Annotated in this window: 12 protein-coding genes; 6 read left to right on the top strand and 6 right to left on the bottom strand. The window is 53.6% G+C overall.

All coding sequences use genetic code 11. The annotated features are described in order from the left end of the window. Nucleotides 1–107 precede the first annotated feature (107 nt). The 5 genes from murJ to ATL17_RS14595 form a co-directional block, all read right to left on the bottom strand. The gene (gene murJ, locus ATL17_RS14615; protein WP_133573552.1) at nucleotides 108–1,673 is read right to left on the bottom strand and encodes a murein biosynthesis integral membrane protein MurJ; all 1,566 of its coding nucleotides are present in this window, start codon (nucleotides 1,671–1,673) and stop codon (nucleotides 108–110) included. Further along, entirely contained in the window at nucleotides 1,673–4,504 is a 2,832-nt protein-coding gene (locus ATL17_RS14610) for a [protein-PII] uridylyltransferase (RefSeq protein ID WP_133573551.1), read from the bottom strand. Before ATL17_RS14610 ends, murJ begins: the two co-directional genes overlap by 1 nt. After that, the gene (gene mutS / locus ATL17_RS14605; RefSeq protein ID WP_133573550.1) at nucleotides 4,497–7,295 is read right to left on the bottom strand and encodes a DNA mismatch repair protein MutS; all 2,799 of its coding nucleotides are present in this window, start codon (nucleotides 7,293–7,295) and stop codon (nucleotides 4,497–4,499) included. The genes ATL17_RS14610 and mutS overlap by 8 nt, the downstream gene beginning before the upstream one ends. 85 nt (nucleotides 7,296–7,380) lie before the next feature. Then, nucleotides 7,381–8,343 (bottom strand): l-ornithine N(alpha)-acyltransferase, encoded by a 963-nt coding sequence (olsB, locus tag ATL17_RS14600; protein WP_208111220.1) that lies wholly within the window; start codon nucleotides 8,341–8,343, stop codon nucleotides 7,381–7,383. Between the two features lie 186 nt (nucleotides 8,344–8,529). After that, entirely contained in the window at nucleotides 8,530–9,807 is a 1,278-nt protein-coding gene (locus ATL17_RS14595; RefSeq protein WP_133573549.1) for a penicillin-binding protein activator, read from the bottom strand. 169 nt (nucleotides 9,808–9,976) lie between these two features. Between ATL17_RS14595 and rsmI the strand changes: the two genes are divergently transcribed. From rsmI to ATL17_RS14575, 4 genes are read left to right on the top strand one after another with little or no spacing between them, the layout of a single operon-like run. Beyond that, the gene (gene rsmI / locus ATL17_RS14590) at nucleotides 9,977–10,867 is read left to right on the top strand and encodes a 16S rRNA (cytidine(1402)-2'-O)-methyltransferase (RefSeq protein ID WP_133573548.1); all 891 of its coding nucleotides are present in this window, start codon (nucleotides 9,977–9,979) and stop codon (nucleotides 10,865–10,867) included. Then, the gene (locus ATL17_RS14585; protein WP_133573547.1) at nucleotides 10,864–11,241 is read left to right on the top strand and encodes a YraN family protein; all 378 of its coding nucleotides are present in this window, start codon (nucleotides 10,864–10,866) and stop codon (nucleotides 11,239–11,241) included. The genes rsmI and ATL17_RS14585 overlap by 4 nt, the downstream gene beginning before the upstream one ends. A gap of 10 nt (nucleotides 11,242–11,251) precedes the next feature. Beyond that, nucleotides 11,252–12,199 carry a glutathione synthase gene (gene gshB / locus ATL17_RS14580; protein ID WP_133573546.1) on the top strand — a complete coding sequence of 316 codons (948 nt, stop codon included), beginning with the start codon at nucleotides 11,252–11,254 and terminating at the stop codon, nucleotides 12,197–12,199. A 46-nt stretch (nucleotides 12,200–12,245) separates the two neighbouring features. Continuing rightward, nucleotides 12,246–12,890 (top strand): MarC family protein, encoded by a 645-nt coding sequence (locus tag ATL17_RS14575; protein WP_133573545.1) that lies wholly within the window; start codon nucleotides 12,246–12,248, stop codon nucleotides 12,888–12,890. A 2-nt stretch (nucleotides 12,891–12,892) separates the two neighbouring features. Here the strand turns inward: ATL17_RS14575 and blaOXA are convergent, their stop codons facing one another. Next, entirely contained in the window at nucleotides 12,893–13,693 is an 801-nt protein-coding gene (blaOXA, locus tag ATL17_RS14570; protein WP_133573544.1) for a class D beta-lactamase, read from the bottom strand. 190 nt (nucleotides 13,694–13,883) lie between these two features. Between blaOXA and ATL17_RS14565 the strand changes: the two genes are divergently transcribed. Together ATL17_RS14565 and fghA are read left to right on the top strand one after the other, a co-directional pair. Further along, complete coding sequence (locus ATL17_RS14565; protein ID WP_133573543.1) at nucleotides 13,884–14,993, top strand: S-(hydroxymethyl)glutathione dehydrogenase/class III alcohol dehydrogenase; 1,110 nt, start codon at nucleotides 13,884–13,886, stop codon at nucleotides 14,991–14,993. A gap of 297 nt (nucleotides 14,994–15,290) precedes the next feature. Continuing rightward, the gene (fghA, locus tag ATL17_RS14560) at nucleotides 15,291–16,130 is read left to right on the top strand and encodes an S-formylglutathione hydrolase (protein ID WP_133573542.1); all 840 of its coding nucleotides are present in this window, start codon (nucleotides 15,291–15,293) and stop codon (nucleotides 16,128–16,130) included.

The raw sequence follows: 16,130 nt of genomic DNA, 5'->3' as shown, positions 1-16,130 counted from the left end.
CCTATTTACAATCTACAATGAATTAACGGGGTTACTTATAGCGGAATAAAACAAAAGGTGAAGTGGGCCATTGCCGGAAATCGCGAAGGACATGTTCGCTTTGCGAATTAGCCTTTGGTCGGCTCTGTGGCCAAGCGACGCCATCGGCGCAAATCATAAACGCCAAAAAGCTGCACCATGCCGAAATAGGCCACCGCACCAGCGCCAACCAACGCCAACAAGGCGACAAAGCGCACCGCTACAAATTGGTCGGCAGCGAAATAGGGGGCAAGCAGCCATTGGCCGCCCACCAGAACCCAGCCCATGATCGCAGCGCCGAGGCACAAATAGATCAAGCCATTTCGGGTTTCGCGGGTGAGTTGGAATTGCTTTTTCCGCATCAAGCCACCCGCCAACAGCACCACATTGGTCCAGCCCGCAATGGTGGTCGCCGCAGCGATGCCCACATGTTTGAAGAAGGGGAATAGCGCCAGCGAAAATCCAATATTGACGGCGACGGTGACCACCGCAAACATGGCGGGGCTGGCGGTGTTTTCCCGCGCAAAAAAGGCAGGCTGCAATATTTTGGCGAGCACAAAGCTGGGCAAGCCCAACGCAAAAACGGCTAGGGCCATGGCGCTTTGTTCAGCAGCAAAGGCCGAGAAGGCGCCATATTCAAACAAGGTTTTGATGATCGGCTCCGCAATCACAAATAGGGCGACAGCGGCCGGCACAGTCAACATCATGGCGAACAGCATAGATTGATCTTGCACCCGCGCCGCACCCGCAAAATCTTCGGATTTTAAGCGCCGCGACAATTCCGGTAGCAGCACCACGCCGATGGCAATGCCAATGATGCCCAGCGGCAATTGATAAAGCCGATCGGCATAATAAAGATAAGACACGGCGCTGGCTTCATTGGATGCGATGTTGGTGCCCACGACAATATTGATTTGGGTGACGCCGCCCGTGAAAATGGCGGGCACAGCCAGGGTCCAAAAACGGCGCAGATCTTTATCCAATTTCGGCAGCGAGAGGGGCGGCAAAAAGCCGGTACGCACCAGCGCAAAGATCACCATCACCACTTGAGCCACGCCGCCCACCAGCACGCCGATGGACAGCCAAAACCCTGATTGAGCGATTTCAGGTCGTGTGAAAGCGAGCACCGCCAAAAAGCCGACCAGCACGACATTCAGCAATACCGGGGCCAAAGCCGCGGCCAGAAATTTGCGCAGCGAATTCAAAATCCCCGCATAGGCGGCCATTAAGGACATGCAGGCGAGATAGGGGAAGCAGATTCGGGCAAAGAGCACGGTGAGCTCGAACTTGTCTGGGTTTTCCTGAAAGCCCGGGGCCAAAATCATCACCAATTGCGGCATAAATATTTCGGCCAGCACCGTCAGCACGAGCAGAAGTGCAATCAGCGATGAGATGATGTTTTGCGCAAATTTCACCGCCGCTTCATTGCCCTGGGTTTCCAGCGCCTTGGCAAAGAGTGGAATAAAGGCCGTGTTGAACGCGCCTTCGGCGAGAATGCGGCGGAACATGTTGGGCAAGCGAAAGGCGGCCACGAAGGCATCGGCCACTGGCCCTGCGCCCAAAATCGCCGCCATCATAATGTCGCGCACGAAGCCCAGCACACGCGACAACAGGGTCGCGCCCCCAACAGAGGCAAAATTGCGCACCAAGCTCATCAGGCAAGCCCTTTAAGGGACGCGCCTTCGCGCAGTTTTTTGTGGCGCTTGGCCCGAAGCGCCTTCTTCTCGCGCTCGAACCCGGCAAACACTTCCAACAGGCTTTCTTTGATCTTTTTCTGCCGCGCCTTATCGGTGATTTGCATGCCTGTCAGGTCAGTGACGTAGAAAACGTCAATCGCCTTCTCACCATAGGTGCCGATGTGCGCTGACTGAATGGTCAGGCTCAAATCTGCCAGCTCACGGGTCAGATCATGCAGAAGGCCTGTGCGGTCCAACCCTGAAATCTCAATGACGGTGAATTTGTTGGAAAGCGAGTTTGAAATGTAAATATCTGTCGGCACAGAGAAGGGCTTGAGCCGCTTGTTTAGCTTGGAATCTCGGCCCAAATCTTTTGGTAGATTTTTCTCGCCCGACAGCAATTTTTGCACGGTTTCGATGATTTTCAGGGCGCGAATGCGTTCATCTTCATCGGCGGTGAAGGTGCGCTTCAGTCGCAGCGTATCCAGCGCATGGCCATCCCGCATCATAGAGATTTGCGCGCCCATAATATCCGCATTGGCCAAGGTGCAGGCCCCGGCGATCAGTGACAAAAGTCGCGGATGGTCTGGCGTATAGATCGATAGCTCTGTGATCGCTTCAAAGGCTTTCACGCTGACGCAGCCCGCAAAGCTTTGGCCAAGCTGGTTGGCCTTGCGGATCATCTTGGCATGCTCCATTTGCAGCTGAAATTCAGAGCGCACCCAATAGGTGGAATAATGGCTTTCGATATAGTCTTCGCGCTGATTTTTCGGCCAATCACGCAGGGCTTGGCTCAAGCGTTCTTTCGCTGCCTCGATCCGTTCGGACTGGCTGATTTGTGAATGGCCGCCCGAAAGCAATGGCTCGGTAGCATAGTAAAGCGCGCGCAAAAGCGAGCCTTTCCAGCCTGTCCATACGCCGGGGCCGACGGCACGAATATCGCACGCGGTAAGCACCAACAGCAATGAAAGCCGGGCGGGGCTTTGTACGATGTCGGCGAAATTGGCTGCGGTTTGAGGGTCTTGCACGTCCCTCGCCTGTGAGATTTCACTCATCACCAAGTGATTTTGGATCAGCCAGGCGATGGTGTCGGTTTCGGCAGGCGTCAGGCCAAAACGTGGGCACAGCTTGCGGGCCACTTTGGCGCCTGCCGTCGAATGATCTTCTGGCCGGCCCTTAGCAATATCGTGCAGGAACAGGGCCACAAAAAGCAGTTTGATGTCCGCGAGATGCGGCAGCAATTCATGGGTCAGCGGCAGTTCATCTTTTAGCCCGCCTTCGACAATTTCGGCCAGCACGCCGACCGCACGGATCAAATGCTCATCCACCGTATAATGGTGATACATATTGAATTGCATCAGCGCGACGATGCGGCCAAATTCAGGGATGAATTTTCCCAAAATATCCGCCTCATTCATGCGGCGCAAAATGCGCTCTACCGATTGTGGGTGAGTTAGAATTTTGAGGAAATATTCGTTGGCTTTTTGATTTTGCCGCAGATGTTTGTCGATCAATTGCCGGGAACGGGTGAGCTCCTTGAGCGCATCTGGATGGAACAGCAGCCCTTCGCGCCCCGCCACCCAAAATACTTTGATCAAATTGACCGGATCTTTTTCAAAAACCTGATCATCTACAATGTTGATCCGGCCACGATCGACCACAAAATCTTTCTCGCCTTTGATCTTGCGTCGCCCAGAAAGGCTTTTGCGCACACGGCCCAGCACGTCCACATCTTTGGCGTGATTGAACTCCAGCGACGTGCAGAAGATACGGGTCAAGTCGCCGACATCTTTCGCCACCGAGAAATAGCGCTTCATCAAGCGTTCCACAGGTCGCAAACCCGCGCGACCGCTCACATGCAAGCGCTGGGCCAAATCCTGTTGCAGCTCGAACGAAAGTTTTTCTTCGGAGCGCCCGGTCAGGAAATGCAAGTGGCAGCGGATGGCCCACAAAAAATCCTCGGAGCGTTGGAAGCGCCGGAATTCTGCGCGGGAAAAGACGCCTTTTTTCACCAGCTCGGCACTGGTGCGCACGCGGTAGAAATATTTCGCGATCCAGAACAGGGTGTTCAAATCGCGCAGACCGCCTTTGCCGTCTTTAATGTTCGGTTCCACCACAAAGCGTGTGTTGCCAATTTTCTCGTGCCGATCATCACGCTCAGCCATTTTGGCGGCGATGAACTCCGCGCCGCTATTGGCCACAATCTCGTCGGCAAATCGCTGTTGCAGCTCGTCATAAAGCGCCAGATCGCCAATGATTTGGCGGCTTTCTAGCGTGGCGGTGCGCACAGTCATATCCGCCTTTGCCATGCGGATACATTCATCAATAGAACGCACAGCATGGCCGACCTTTTGGCCCAAATCCCACAGCAAATAGAGCACATATTCAGTGACGCTCTCGCCCCAAGGGGTTTGCTTATAGGGCAGGATAAACAGCAAATCGATGTCTGAGCCGGGGGCCAAGGTGCCCCTTCCATAGCCACCGACCGCCGCGATGGTTAGCGTTTCCGCATCAGATCTGTTGGTGACGGGGAACACATAGCCAGAGGCGAACTTAAACGCCATTTTGATGATTTCATCTTGGGCGGCGCACAAATTCTTGGCGCAACGCTTGCCCTTGCCATTTTCCAGCAAATCTTGCTCGGATTGGCTGCGCGCATCGGCCAATGCTTTTTTGGCCGTAGCCAGCACAATTTTGCGGGCATCGTTGCTGGCGGGAGACAGCTCGCCCAGCTGATCGAGAATATGTCCGATCAAATCGTCTGCTTTTTGCAGTTTAAATGCTTTTGGCATCCGATTATTTTCAGGCATTTTCCCTCGAAAGTTTCTTCAGTTCGTAAATCAAATCAATCGCTTGGCGCGGCGTCATTTCATCAGGATTTATGCTTTTCATTTTTTGTGCAAGCAAATCTTGATGTTTTTCGACCTTTGGCTGCGGACGTGCGGCAAAAAGTGGCAATTGGCTCATGCCTTCTTCCATGCTGCCCGCTTCGCGTTTTTCCAAAATATCCAAAACTTCTTGCGCGCGGGTTACCACATGGTCCGGCAGCCCCGCTAATTTTGCCACCTGAATGCCGTATGATCTGTCGGCAGTGCCTTTGGCCACTTCGTGCAAAAACACCACGTCGCCTTCCCATTCGCGCACCTTCATGGTGTGGTTGCTCACCCGATCCAACCGCTCTGAAAGGGCGGTGAGTTCGTGATAATGGGTGGCGAAAAGGGCACGGCATTTGGTGTTTTCGTGCAAAGCTTCCACAGCGGCCCAAGCAATAGATAAGCCATCAAATGTGGCCGTTCCGCGACCAATTTCATCAAGCACCACCAGTGAACGGGCTGTTGCGCGGTTTAGAATGGCGGCAGTTTCTACCATTTCGACCATAAAGGTTGAACGGCCATGGGCTATATCATCTGCTGCCCCGACGCGCGAGAAAATGCGATCCACCACGCCGATATGGGCAGAACGCGCAGGCACATAAATGCCCATTTGCGCCATGATGGCGATCAATGCATTTTGCCGCAAATAGGTGGATTTACCGCCCATGTTCGGCCCGGTAATCAGCCAAAGGGCACCCACTTCGCCCGCTGCTTCTGGCCCGGACAAGTCACAATCATTCGCCACAAAATTTGTGGTGCCTTCTTTTTGCAGCATCATTTCCACCACCGGGTGGCGGCCGGATTCAATTTCAAAGGCGGTGCTGTTGTCAATTTTGGGGCGGCTATAATTGCGCTCAAGGCCCAACAGCGCCATTGCTGTGGCAAAATCCAGTTCTGCCAACGCATCGGCAAGCTGTTGCAACGCTTTGGTCTCGTTCAAAATTTCCGCACGCAATTGGGTGAAAATGCCCTGCTCAATCGCCACTGCCGCCTCGCTGGCGCGGGTGATTTTACCTTGCAATTCAGACAATTCATTGGTGGTGAAACGCACCACATTGGCCAAGGTCTGGCGGTGGATAAAGGTTTGATTGAGCGGTTCGCCCATCATCTTATCGCCATGGGAAGCTGGCACTTCAACGAAATAGCCCAGCACATTGTTGTGCTTCACCTTGATGGATTTGATGCCGGAAATGTCGGCATAATTGGCTTGCAGCGCCGCGATAATCTGGCGGCTTTCCGTTGCCAATGTGCGATATTCATCCAGCTCCGGATTGTAGCCTTTGGCCACAAATCCCCCATCACGGGGCAGCAGTGGCAATTCCTCTTTCAAGGCACGGGCCAAATGGTCGGCCAGAGTTTGCGGTGAGGCCTCCAATGCCGCGACAATTTTTTGCACGCCTGTGCTTGGATTTCGGATTTGGCTGAGCGGCGCCAAAAGATGGCCAGCGGCAATCACGCTTGCGCCGATGGCGGCCATATCGCGCGGGCCACCCCGATCCAGTGAAAGGCGCGTTACGGCGCGCACCAAATCTGGTGCAGCTTTTAAGCGGCCACGAATATCGGTGATCAGCAAGCTATCACGTGCAAAATCATCGAGCATGTCCAATCGGTCATTGATAGCTTGCGGATCGGCCAAAGGTGCCGCAATGCGCGACGACAAAAGGCGGGAACCGCCAGCGGTTACGCAATTATCGAGGCAATGGCGCAAGGCCCCTTTGGTTTCGCCCCGGTTGGTGCGCAGCAATTCCAACGACGTGCGAGTAGCCGCGTCAATCATCATTGCATTGGCCCCGCCCACGCGCGGCTGGCGCAGCGGCACCTGTGCCCCGCGTTGCGTCTCGTCAATATAGCCGATCAATGCGCCAATGGCGGACCGCACCAACCGGGAAAAGGCAGATGGGTCCAACTGGTCGGCGGCAAAATATTTGCTAATACGGTCGCCCGCCAAATCAGAATCGAACAGGTCTACCCGCTCTTCGGCCAACTGAATATCAGCAGCGGCGGGTACGCCGCCTGCTTCGATCAGGGCATCGCGGGTAGCTGCGGTTAGCACCAGTTCGCGCGGCTCAATACGTGCCAATTCATCGCTGATCATTGGCGCGGCAATTTCGGCATAGAACAGATCGCCCGTGGAGATATCCGCATAGGCAATCGCAAAATCCTTTTCGCCATGGCGCAGCATGGACAAGGTGGCGACATAATTGTTGCTGCCGGTGGGCAGCAAATCATCTTCGGTGATGGTGCCAGGGGTGACCAGCCGCACCACATCGCGCTTTACGACAGATTTTGAACCGCGCTTTTTCGCTTCCGCCGGGTCTTCCATCTGTTCGCAAACGGCAACGCGATAGCCTTGGGCGATCAGCTTTTTCAAATAGTCCTGCGCCGCATGCACCGGCACGCCACACATGGGGATATCTTCATCCAAATGTTTGCCGCGTTTAGTGAGGGCAATCCCAAGTGCTTTAGACGCAATTTCGGCATCTTCGAAAAACAACTCGTAAAAATCGCCCATGCGATAGAACAGCAAACAGCCGGGATTAACCGCTTTGATCTCCAAAAACTGCGCCATCATCGGCGTAGGTTGGCTGGAGCTGGCAGGTTTTTTAGGCTTTTTCGGTGGTTCAGCAGCGCCATATTCTTCTTGCTCAATATCATGAGCAAGCGGAGCAGCATTTTCGGCCGCAGGCGCTGTTTCGGGCTTTGCGTTTTGGTCGGCGTGTTCGGTCATGCACAAAATCACATATTTGAGGCGATTAAGGTGAAAACACTATGCAAGTGTGCAGGGCTTGCCAACAGCGATTGATGGCAAATTCTCAGTTTTTCCGGTCTAATCCGGTCAGGGTGCGGAAATGTTGCTTATAACGCTCCGGCATTTGGTCCAATAGCGTGATGATCATCACATCTGTGGTGCCAAATTGCTTGTCGATGAAAATACCATCGCCGACATAAGCGCCGATGCGCAAATAGCCTTTGATCAAAGGCGGTAGCTTTTTCATGATGGCGCGTTCATTGATCTTGTCAGCCGCCATATAATCGACTTTCCCCGCCACATCTGGCTGGGGTGACACCCGCCATCCTTCTGGCGCGGGGCAATGGTGGTGCAAAAAGCTCAGGGCTTCTTTGTGCTCATCAGGGTTTGTGCCTTCAAAGCTGGCCACGCCGAAATACACATCAATATTGTTCAGCACGGCATAGGCCCAAAGCCCCACCCACAAAGCTTCCATGGTGCGTTTATCGCGATATTCGGGCAATACGCAGGAGCGGCCCACTTCGCAAAAACCTTGCTGCCAATGGGTGGCCAACATGGGTTTCAAATCAAACTCCGCAGCGGAGTAAAAACCATTCGCTGCCAGCGCCACTTCAGAGCGCAAAGCTCGATAAGTGCCTACAATTTTTGGCCGACCGGTTACGCCTTGGGCGCTATCGTGATCAAGCACAATAATATGGTCGCATAGGGGATCATACTCATCCGCATCGCGCTTGGTACGGCGCGTGCGGGCATCAGCCTTGGCTGACATTTCTTCATAGAATACTTTATAGCGCAGCTCTTGCGCCTTGCGGACTTCGCTGGCGCTCATCGCCACGCGCACTTCCAGTGGACCAATCCGCGCCAAGGTCATGGGCGATGCGAAAGTTGTTTCCTGGTCAAGATCACTCAGGGGCACCGTCGGCCGTGAGCTAAGCCCTGGCACCACCGACAATAGATTGTGATACCATTTCGAAGATGGTCGGTGCTGCGGGGCCGTTTCCCGGCCCTTTAGATCGAACATAAACATTTGACGCTTTTTACCCCTACATGCCGCGCGCCCAAAGTGCGCGGTTTAAGCCCTTTGGCTCACTATAAGCAGTTTAGAATGAAGGTGCAAAAACTTTGCGCCGCAATGGTGAATGGGGAAACAGAACACGCCTTCGGGGTTTAGACCAAAGGCGTGCACATTGCTTAACTTTAGAGGTTGATTGCTTTATCGCGTTGCGAGGGTGCCTGCACTTGGCATTTTGGCGCTGTCCACCACGCGGCTGCCGCCCAGCTCAACCTGTTTGATCACCAAAGCATGTTCGTTGGCGCCGCTGTCGGTGAAGCGGAATACGCCGTCTTGGCCGGAAAAGCCACTGGCGCGGGTCAATTGGGCCCGATCATATGGCGGGGTTGACGTGGCAAGGCTGGTGGAGTTGGCCAACAATACGGCGGTATAGGCGAACGTGACCATTGGATGTGGCGTCGCGCCATAAAGCGCTTCATATTCTGGCTTCAATTTGTCATAGCCTGCTCCATCCACCGCAGGGAAAAAGGCCCCGGCCAAAAATGGAGTTTGGCTGATTCTTTCATCGCCATCCCAGTCAGCTGAGCCAAGAATGGTCAGGCTGTTTTTATCAATCTGGGCTGCTTCCAACAGCACAGCGATTGATGGGGCGGTTGCCCGATCAGGGATAAACAAGGTGTCGATTTGGCCAGAGAGCAGGAACGGCACCACTTGTTCAACCGCGGTGCGGGCTTCTGTTTCGTTGGCGAATTGATAAATGCCTTGCACATTGGCGCCAGTTTGTGACGCGGCAACCCGGAACGCGCCTTCTTGGATTTGGCCAAAGGCGGTTTTAGGCACAATCGCAGCAAAGCTTTTGCGACCGAAATTCTGGGCATATTGCAAGGACCGTTTGACTTCCGTCTCTGGCAGCACATTGAGTAGATAAATGCCAGATGCGGCAGCGCCCGAATTGTTGGAAAAGCCGATCAATGGCACGCCAGACGACCGCGCTACGGCGCCGGCAGAGCGCACGCTATCTGACCGCAATGGTCCAAGAATCAGGCTTGCGCCTTCGGTGATGGCTTCGGCTGCGGCCGTGCGCGCGGTTGAGGCATTGCCGCCTGTGTCTTTAACCACCAGTTGCACATTGCGCGGGAAGCCGGCGGAGCTATTGATTTTATCAATCGCCATTTTCGCGCCATTGCGCATGGACGTGCCGACGCTTGAAAGGCCTTCATTGCCGCTTAGGGGCAGCAAAAGCGCCACCCGCACATTGCCTTCGCCAATAATTTCGCCTTTGGCTGGGGGCAGATTAGACTGGCTGCTTAAATCTGGGCGCTGCACACCGCGATCGGCCCCGGTTGATGGGCCAAAACTGAAATCAGGTGTACATGCCAAAAGCGCCGCGCCAGCGCCAAGGCTGACCAACCATTTTGCCCCTTGGGCGAAAACTGATTTAGCTGTGATTTTTTTGGCTGCCGCTTGCACTGATGCCATGCCCCAAACTCCTATTTGATTTGCACGTCCGCCAAGTTGTACAAATCTTATACCGCTTTTTCGCCGCAGATTCGGCTTGATCACGGTGCTTGTCCCCGATGCGCGATCCACTATAGTGTGGGCGCTTAAATGCTGAAATCAACATATATTTAGGAATTGAGCAAATTCTATGGCGCAATTATCCCCGGATCGACGCTATTTTATTGGCGAACATGGCATGAATGCATCAAAAGTGCCGCCGGGGCTCTATATTGTGGCTACGCCAATTGGTAATTTGAAAGATATTACCTTGCGCGCCTTGGAGATTTTGGCCGGTGCTGATTTGATTCTGTGTGAAGACACACGCACATCGGCCAAATTGCTCTCTGCCTTTGGCATTAAAACACCCCGCAAAGCATTGCATGAGCACAATGAAAGCCAGATGGCTGCCCATTTTGTGCAACAGGTGAAAGAGGGTGCGGCGATTGCGCTGATTTCAGACGCAGGCACGCCCCTATTGTCTGACCCGGGTTTCCCCTTGGTGCGTGAAGCGGCAAAGTCAGACATTGATGTGGTGGCCCTGCCCGGTGCGTCGGCACTGCTGGCGGGCCTTGCTGTGGCAGGCTTACCAACTGATCAATTTTCATTTTTGGGCTTTTTGCCGCCAAAGCAAATGGCGCGGAAAGAACGGTTGAAAGAGCTAATGGGTCGATCGGAAACGCTGGTGTTTTACGAATCCCCCAAGCGTGTTGCGGCGTGCCTTGAAGCCATGGCGGAGATTTTTGGCGCTGACCGACAAGCGGTTGTGGCGCGAGAGATCACCAAAAAATTTGAAACGCTATATCGCGGCGGCTTGGGCGAACTTGCCGCACAATTTGCGGGCCAGAGCGTGAAGGGCGAATTGGTGATTTTGGTGGAGGGCGCCCAAATGGCCAGCGAGCCAGATCAAGATGAATGGCAGGATGCGCTTGCCGAACGGCTGAAAGAACTGCCGCTGCGTAGCGCGGTTGATGAGGTTGCCCAAGGCTTTGGCCTCAAGCGCAAACAAGTTTATCAAGCGGCACTGGAGCTTAAAAAATGATCGAGCGCCGCCAGCAAGCCGAGCGTTATGGACGCAAAAGTGAGCGGCTGGCGGAATTGTTTTTGCGCATTAAATTTTATCGCATTTTGGCCCGACGGGTAAAAACCCCTGTGGGCGAGTTAGACTTGGTGGCCCAGCGGGGCAATCAGATCATTTTTGTGGAAGTGAAGGCCCGGCGTGGCCGTGGCGCGCTTTATATGGCGCTAGAACAAATCAAGCCCCACCGCCATCGGCGGGCAGCGCAATATTGGTTGGCCAAAAATGAGCAATATGCTAGCCATCAAAAACAATTTGATGTGATCGGTCTTGCGCCTTGGCGCTGGCCCATCCATATCCAGAACACGTTTATGGCCGAAGATGTTTATGAAGGGTAACAGGCGCCTTATGACTGATAAGAAACTAAAAATTGCCGTGCAGATGGATCCCATTGGCGCGATTAACCCCGCAGGTGATTCCAGCTTTGCCATGATGTTGGAGGCGCAGGCGCGCGGCCATGATGTGCATTATTATACGCCTGCCACGCTGAGCCTTGAAAATGGCGTTGTGAAAGCGGAAGTGGCGTCGGTCAAATTGTTTGATGACAATGATCATTGGTTTGAGCTTGGCGCTGCATCGCTGACCGATTTGAGTGAGTTTGACGTGATCTTGCTGCGGCAGGACCCGCCATTTGATATGCATTATATCACCACCACCCACATGTTGGAGCGATTGCTGCCGAAAACGCTGGTGGTCAATCACCCGGATCATGTGCGCAACGCACCTGAAAAGATTTTGGTGACCGAATTTCCAGATTTGATGCCACCAACCTTGGTGACGCGTGATCGGGCGCAGATTGTTGATTTCCGCAAGCGTCATGGCGATATCATCGTCAAACCGCTTTATGGTAATGGCGGCGCGGGCGTTTTCTTTTTGAAGCAAGACGATCATAATCTGGTGTCGCTGCTGGAAATTTTTGAATCGAGCTTCCGCGAACCCTTTATGATCCAGCAATATTTGCCGGATGTGCGCAAAGGCGACAAACGCATCATTATTATTGATGGCGAACCGGTGGCGGGCCTCAACCGCATTCCCGCTGAGGGCGAAAGCCGCTCCAACATGCATGTGGGCGGACGACCTGAATTAAGCGAACTCACCGCGCGGGAAAAAGAAATTTGCGCCAGAATCGCCCCCGCCCTGAAAGAGCGCGATTTTATCTTTGTCGGCATTGATGTGATTGGCGATTATCTCACCGAAATTAACGTCACTTCGCCCACTGGCATTCGTGAAATCAAACGATTTGGCGGGCCAGATATTGCCGCCCTGATTTGGGACGCGATTGAAAAGCGCCGCTAGAAGTGTAAAACTCAGCCCCAGACAAGCATTATGGGGCTGAGTGCTTATGCCAATTGAAACCTTCCTGGTGTCTTTCACCACCTATTTCGCGACCATTGGGCCAGCGGATATTGTGGTGCTGTTTGCAGCATTAACCGCAGGGGCCACGGCGGCTGAACGCCGCGCCATGGTGTTTAAAGGCGTGGTGATTGGTGGCGCGGTGCTTTTGTTCTTCGTGTTTTTCGGCGAACCGCTTTTATCCATTTTTGGCATCAGTTTGCCCGCCCTGCGCACCGCAGGCGGCATTCTCTTGTTGCTGATTGCTATTGATATGGTGTTTGCCCGCTCTTCAGGCGGCACCTCCACCACGGACGAGGAAAATGCGGAAGCCGCTTCTTCCTCAGATATTTCCGTATTTCCTTTGGCCACACCGCTGATTGCCGGGCCGGGGGCGATTGGGGCCACCATTTTGCTGATGGCAGATGCCAGTGGCGACCCGCCACGCCAGGTGGCCGTGGTGGCGGGCCTTTTGCTGATTTTGATGCTGACCTATTTGTTTTTGCTCGGCGCCACCCAATTGCAACGCATATTGGGCTTTACCGTGCTGCATGTGATCTCACGCATTGTCGGCGTTTTGCTCGCGGCGCTGTCGGTTCAATTCATCTTTGATGGGTTGATGACCAGTGGCCTTTTAGGGCGCATGAGTCTTTAAGCCTATTCTGTTAGAAATGGTGTGAGCGCCACTAAAACATTGGTCTGCGCCCGCTTGCCGGTGGCCCCTTCCATTTTGCGATCATCTTGGCGCAAACGCACGAAGACGCGGCGCTGATCGCCTTTTTCTGCCCAACCAACATACCAGCCATAGGGCCGATCCCGATCATATTGACCATTTTTGGTTTGCGGATAGGCCATGCCGGTTTTGCCAAACACTTGCCAGCCATTGATCATTTGTGAGGGCATAATGTCTCGGCTGAGCGCGTAGGTGCGTTCTGATAATTTGAGGTCTTTATTGGTGTACCGCGCCAAAAGCTGCAATTGCTCGTTTGGCGAAATTTTCAATGATGATGCCAACCACGCACGCTCTAAGCCATTGTTTTTGCCTGCGTCGCCCGAAAAATCCTGATTGCCATAGCTAAAATCTTGCGCGTAGGCGTTTAATTTCTCCACGCCCATTTGCTTGGTGATCAATTGGGAATACCAGACCACCGAATATTTCAGCCAGTCGGTTGGGTCGGTTTCACGTTTCCAGTTTTTTCCGCCCCACGCGGCATAGCCATTTTTAAACGGCCATTTTGGCGCGTTTGCATCTGTTATGATGCCGTCTTCAATCGCCATCAGAGCCAAAGCAAACTTAAATGTTGATGCGGGCGTGGCCCGGTGGTCGCAATCACCTTCTTCCAGCAAAGGCGTATTTTTCACTGGATCGGCGATTAGCGTGCAAATGGGCCCAGCTTGCGCCGCAGGCACAAAAAGAGCGATGGAAAAAGCGGCGGCGAGAATTGGCTTTAAAAACATGAAGAATAACCTTGCTGCATTATTTTGGTTGCAGATTGCCCTGCCTAATATGGCCGGAATATGAATGAACTAACATTGTCGCACTGAGGATGCGTATATTTATGCTGCGGGCAGAAAATTTTGCTGAATTTCCCCACTCGCCTTATGGGTGATTCTCAGATAGCGTTTAGAAAAAGAACGGGAGGCCAAAATGGATGTAAGAGCTGCAATCGCTACCAAAGCGGGCGCACCATTGGAAGTGACAACGGTACAATTGGAAGGCCCGCGCGACGGGGAAGTGTTGGTGGAAATCAAAGCCACGGGCATTTGCCATACGGATGAATTCACCCTGTCTGGTGCCGATCCTGAAGGCATTTTTCCAGCTATTTTGGGCCATGAAGGCGCAGGCGTTGTGGTGGAAGTGGGCAAGGGCGTGACCTCGCTCAAGCCGGGCGATCATGTGATCCCGCTTTACACGCCAGAATGTCGCGAATGCGAATATTGCCTCAACCCGAAAACCAATTTGTGCCAAAAAATCCGCTCCACCCAAGGGGCCGGTTTGATGCCAGATGGCAGCTCGCGCTTTTCCATCAATGGCGAGAAAATCTTCCATTATATGGGCACATCAACCTTTGCCAATTTCACCGTGGTGCCTGAAATTGCGCTGGCCAAAATTAACCCGGACGCCCCGTTCGACAAGGTTTGCTATATCGGTTGCGGCGTGACCACTGGCATTGGCGCGGTGATCAACACAGCCAAGGTTGAACCCGGTGCAAACGCGGTGGTGTTTGGCTTAGGCGGCATCGGCCTTAATGTGATCCAAGGGCTACGCTTGGCCGGGGCCAATATGATTATTGGCGTGGACACCAACCCAGAAAAGAAAGCTTGGGGCGAGCGCTTTGGCATGACCCATTTCGTCAACCCGAAAGAGGTTGAAGGCGATATGGTGCCTTACCTTGTGGATTTGACTGGCGGTGGCGCGGATTACACCTTTGAGTGTATCGGCAATGTCAATTTGATGCGGCAAGCGCTGGAATGTGCCCATAAGGGCTGGGGCGAAAGCATCATTATTGGCGTGGCCCCTGCTGGCGCAGAAATCTCCACCCGTCCGTTCCAATTGGTAACAGGCCGCACCTGGAAAGGCACTGCCTTCGGCGGCGCCCGTGGCCGTACCGATGTGCCGAAAATTGTTGATTGGTACATGCAAGGCAAAATTGAAATCGACCCCATGATCACCCACACGCTGAGCCTTGATGAGATCAATAAAGGCTTTGATTTGATGCATAGCGGCGAAAGCATCCGTTCTGTGGTGGTGTATTAGAGTTTGGTTGGTTTGATGCACGCTTGAGCCGTTGCGCCACTCCACACTAGGCCGCCCCGGACCTGATCCGGGGCCAGCTCTTCTAGGGTTGCACTTTGGTCCCGGCTCAAGGCCGGGACGGCCATAGAGGAGCTTTAACACGCTTTATCCCCATACCTGCTCAGCGTCTATGATGGGCACCAATCGGCGGGGGTGCCGGGGACGGACACGCAGTGTCCGGTGGCGGCAAAAAAATGGCGGGGGTGCCGGGGTTACGAACGCAGTGAGTGACGGCAGCAAGAAATAACGAGGACAAAAATGACATTAGAAACCATTTCCAAAGCCAAGGCCTTTGATGGCGTTCAAGGGGTGTATCGCCATCAATCTGTCGCCACCAATTGTGAAATGACATTTGCGGTGTTTGTGCCGCCGCAGGCCAAAAAGCAAAAATGTCCGGCCCTGTTTTATCTGTCTGGCCTCACCTGCACCCATCAAAATGTGATGGATAAGGGCGAATATCGCCGCATGGCTGCGGAATTGGGGTTGATTATTGTGTGCCCCGACACGTCACCGCGCGGCGAAGATGTGGCCGACGATGCGGATGATTGGCAATTGGGCAAAGGCGCGGGCTTTTATCTTGATGCGACGGAAGCCCCGTGGGCCGCCCATTATCAAATGCAAACCTATGTGCGCGATGAGCTTTATGATCTGGTGCTGGCCAATTTCCCGATTGATCCAGCGCGTGTTGGGGTTTTTGGCCATTCCATGGGTGGCCATGGGGCGCTGACCCTAGCGTTGAAAAACCCTGAGAAGTTTAAGAGCTGCTCTGCTTTTGCGCCAATTGTGAACCCCTCTAGCTGCGATTGGTCCACCAAAGCGCTAACCGCCTATCTCGGTGAAGATAAAGCGACATGGCGCAATTATGATGCGGTACAGCTGATTGAAGACGGCGCGCGCTACGACACGATTTTGGTCGATCAAGGCAGTGCGGATGGTTTTCTGGATGATGGCTTAAAGCCTTGGCTGCTGCAAGATGCCTGCGAGAAGGCCGGGATCGATCTGACCCTCAATATGCGTGAGGGATATGACCATTCCTACTATTTCATTTCCAGCTTTATGGATGATCATTTGCGCTGGCATGTCGCTCGGCTGGGATAG

Source organism: Maritalea mobilis (genome assembly GCF_004363175.1).
GTDB classification, from domain to species: domain Bacteria; phylum Pseudomonadota; class Alphaproteobacteria; order Rhizobiales; family Devosiaceae; genus Maritalea; species Maritalea mobilis.
This window is presented reverse-complemented; position numbering and strand designations above follow the sequence as displayed.

Bases quoted from the DNA above. Each gene is read 5' to 3' on its own strand.
- ATL17_RS14610 (WP_133573551.1), bottom strand. From the start codon at position 4,504: ATGCCTGAAAATAATCGGATGCCAAAAGCATTTAAACTGCAAAAAGCA.
- blaOXA (WP_133573544.1), bottom strand. From the start codon at position 13,693: ATGTTTTTAAAGCCAATTCTCGCCGCCGCTTTTTCCATCGCTCTTTTT.
- murJ (WP_133573552.1), bottom strand. From the start codon at position 1,673: ATGAGCTTGGTGCGCAATTTTGCCTCTGTTGGGGGCGCGACCCTGTTG.
- ATL17_RS14595 (WP_133573549.1), bottom strand. From the start codon at position 9,807: ATGGCATCAGTGCAAGCGGCAGCCAAAAAAATCACAGCTAAATCAGTT.
- gshB (WP_133573546.1), top strand. From the start codon at position 11,252: ATGACTGATAAGAAACTAAAAATTGCCGTGCAGATGGATCCCATTGGC.
- ATL17_RS14575 (WP_133573545.1), top strand. From the start codon at position 12,246: ATGCCAATTGAAACCTTCCTGGTGTCTTTCACCACCTATTTCGCGACC.
- olsB (WP_208111220.1), bottom strand. From the start codon at position 8,343: ATGTTTATGTTCGATCTAAAGGGCCGGGAAACGGCCCCGCAGCACCGA.
- ATL17_RS14565 (WP_133573543.1), top strand. From the start codon at position 13,884: ATGGATGTAAGAGCTGCAATCGCTACCAAAGCGGGCGCACCATTGGAA.
- rsmI (WP_133573548.1), top strand. From the start codon at position 9,977: ATGGCGCAATTATCCCCGGATCGACGCTATTTTATTGGCGAACATGGC.
- mutS (WP_133573550.1), bottom strand. From the start codon at position 7,295: ATGACCGAACACGCCGACCAAAACGCAAAGCCCGAAACAGCGCCTGCG.
- fghA (WP_133573542.1), top strand. From the start codon at position 15,291: ATGACATTAGAAACCATTTCCAAAGCCAAGGCCTTTGATGGCGTTCAA.
- ATL17_RS14585 (WP_133573547.1), top strand. From the start codon at position 10,864: ATGATCGAGCGCCGCCAGCAAGCCGAGCGTTATGGACGCAAAAGTGAG.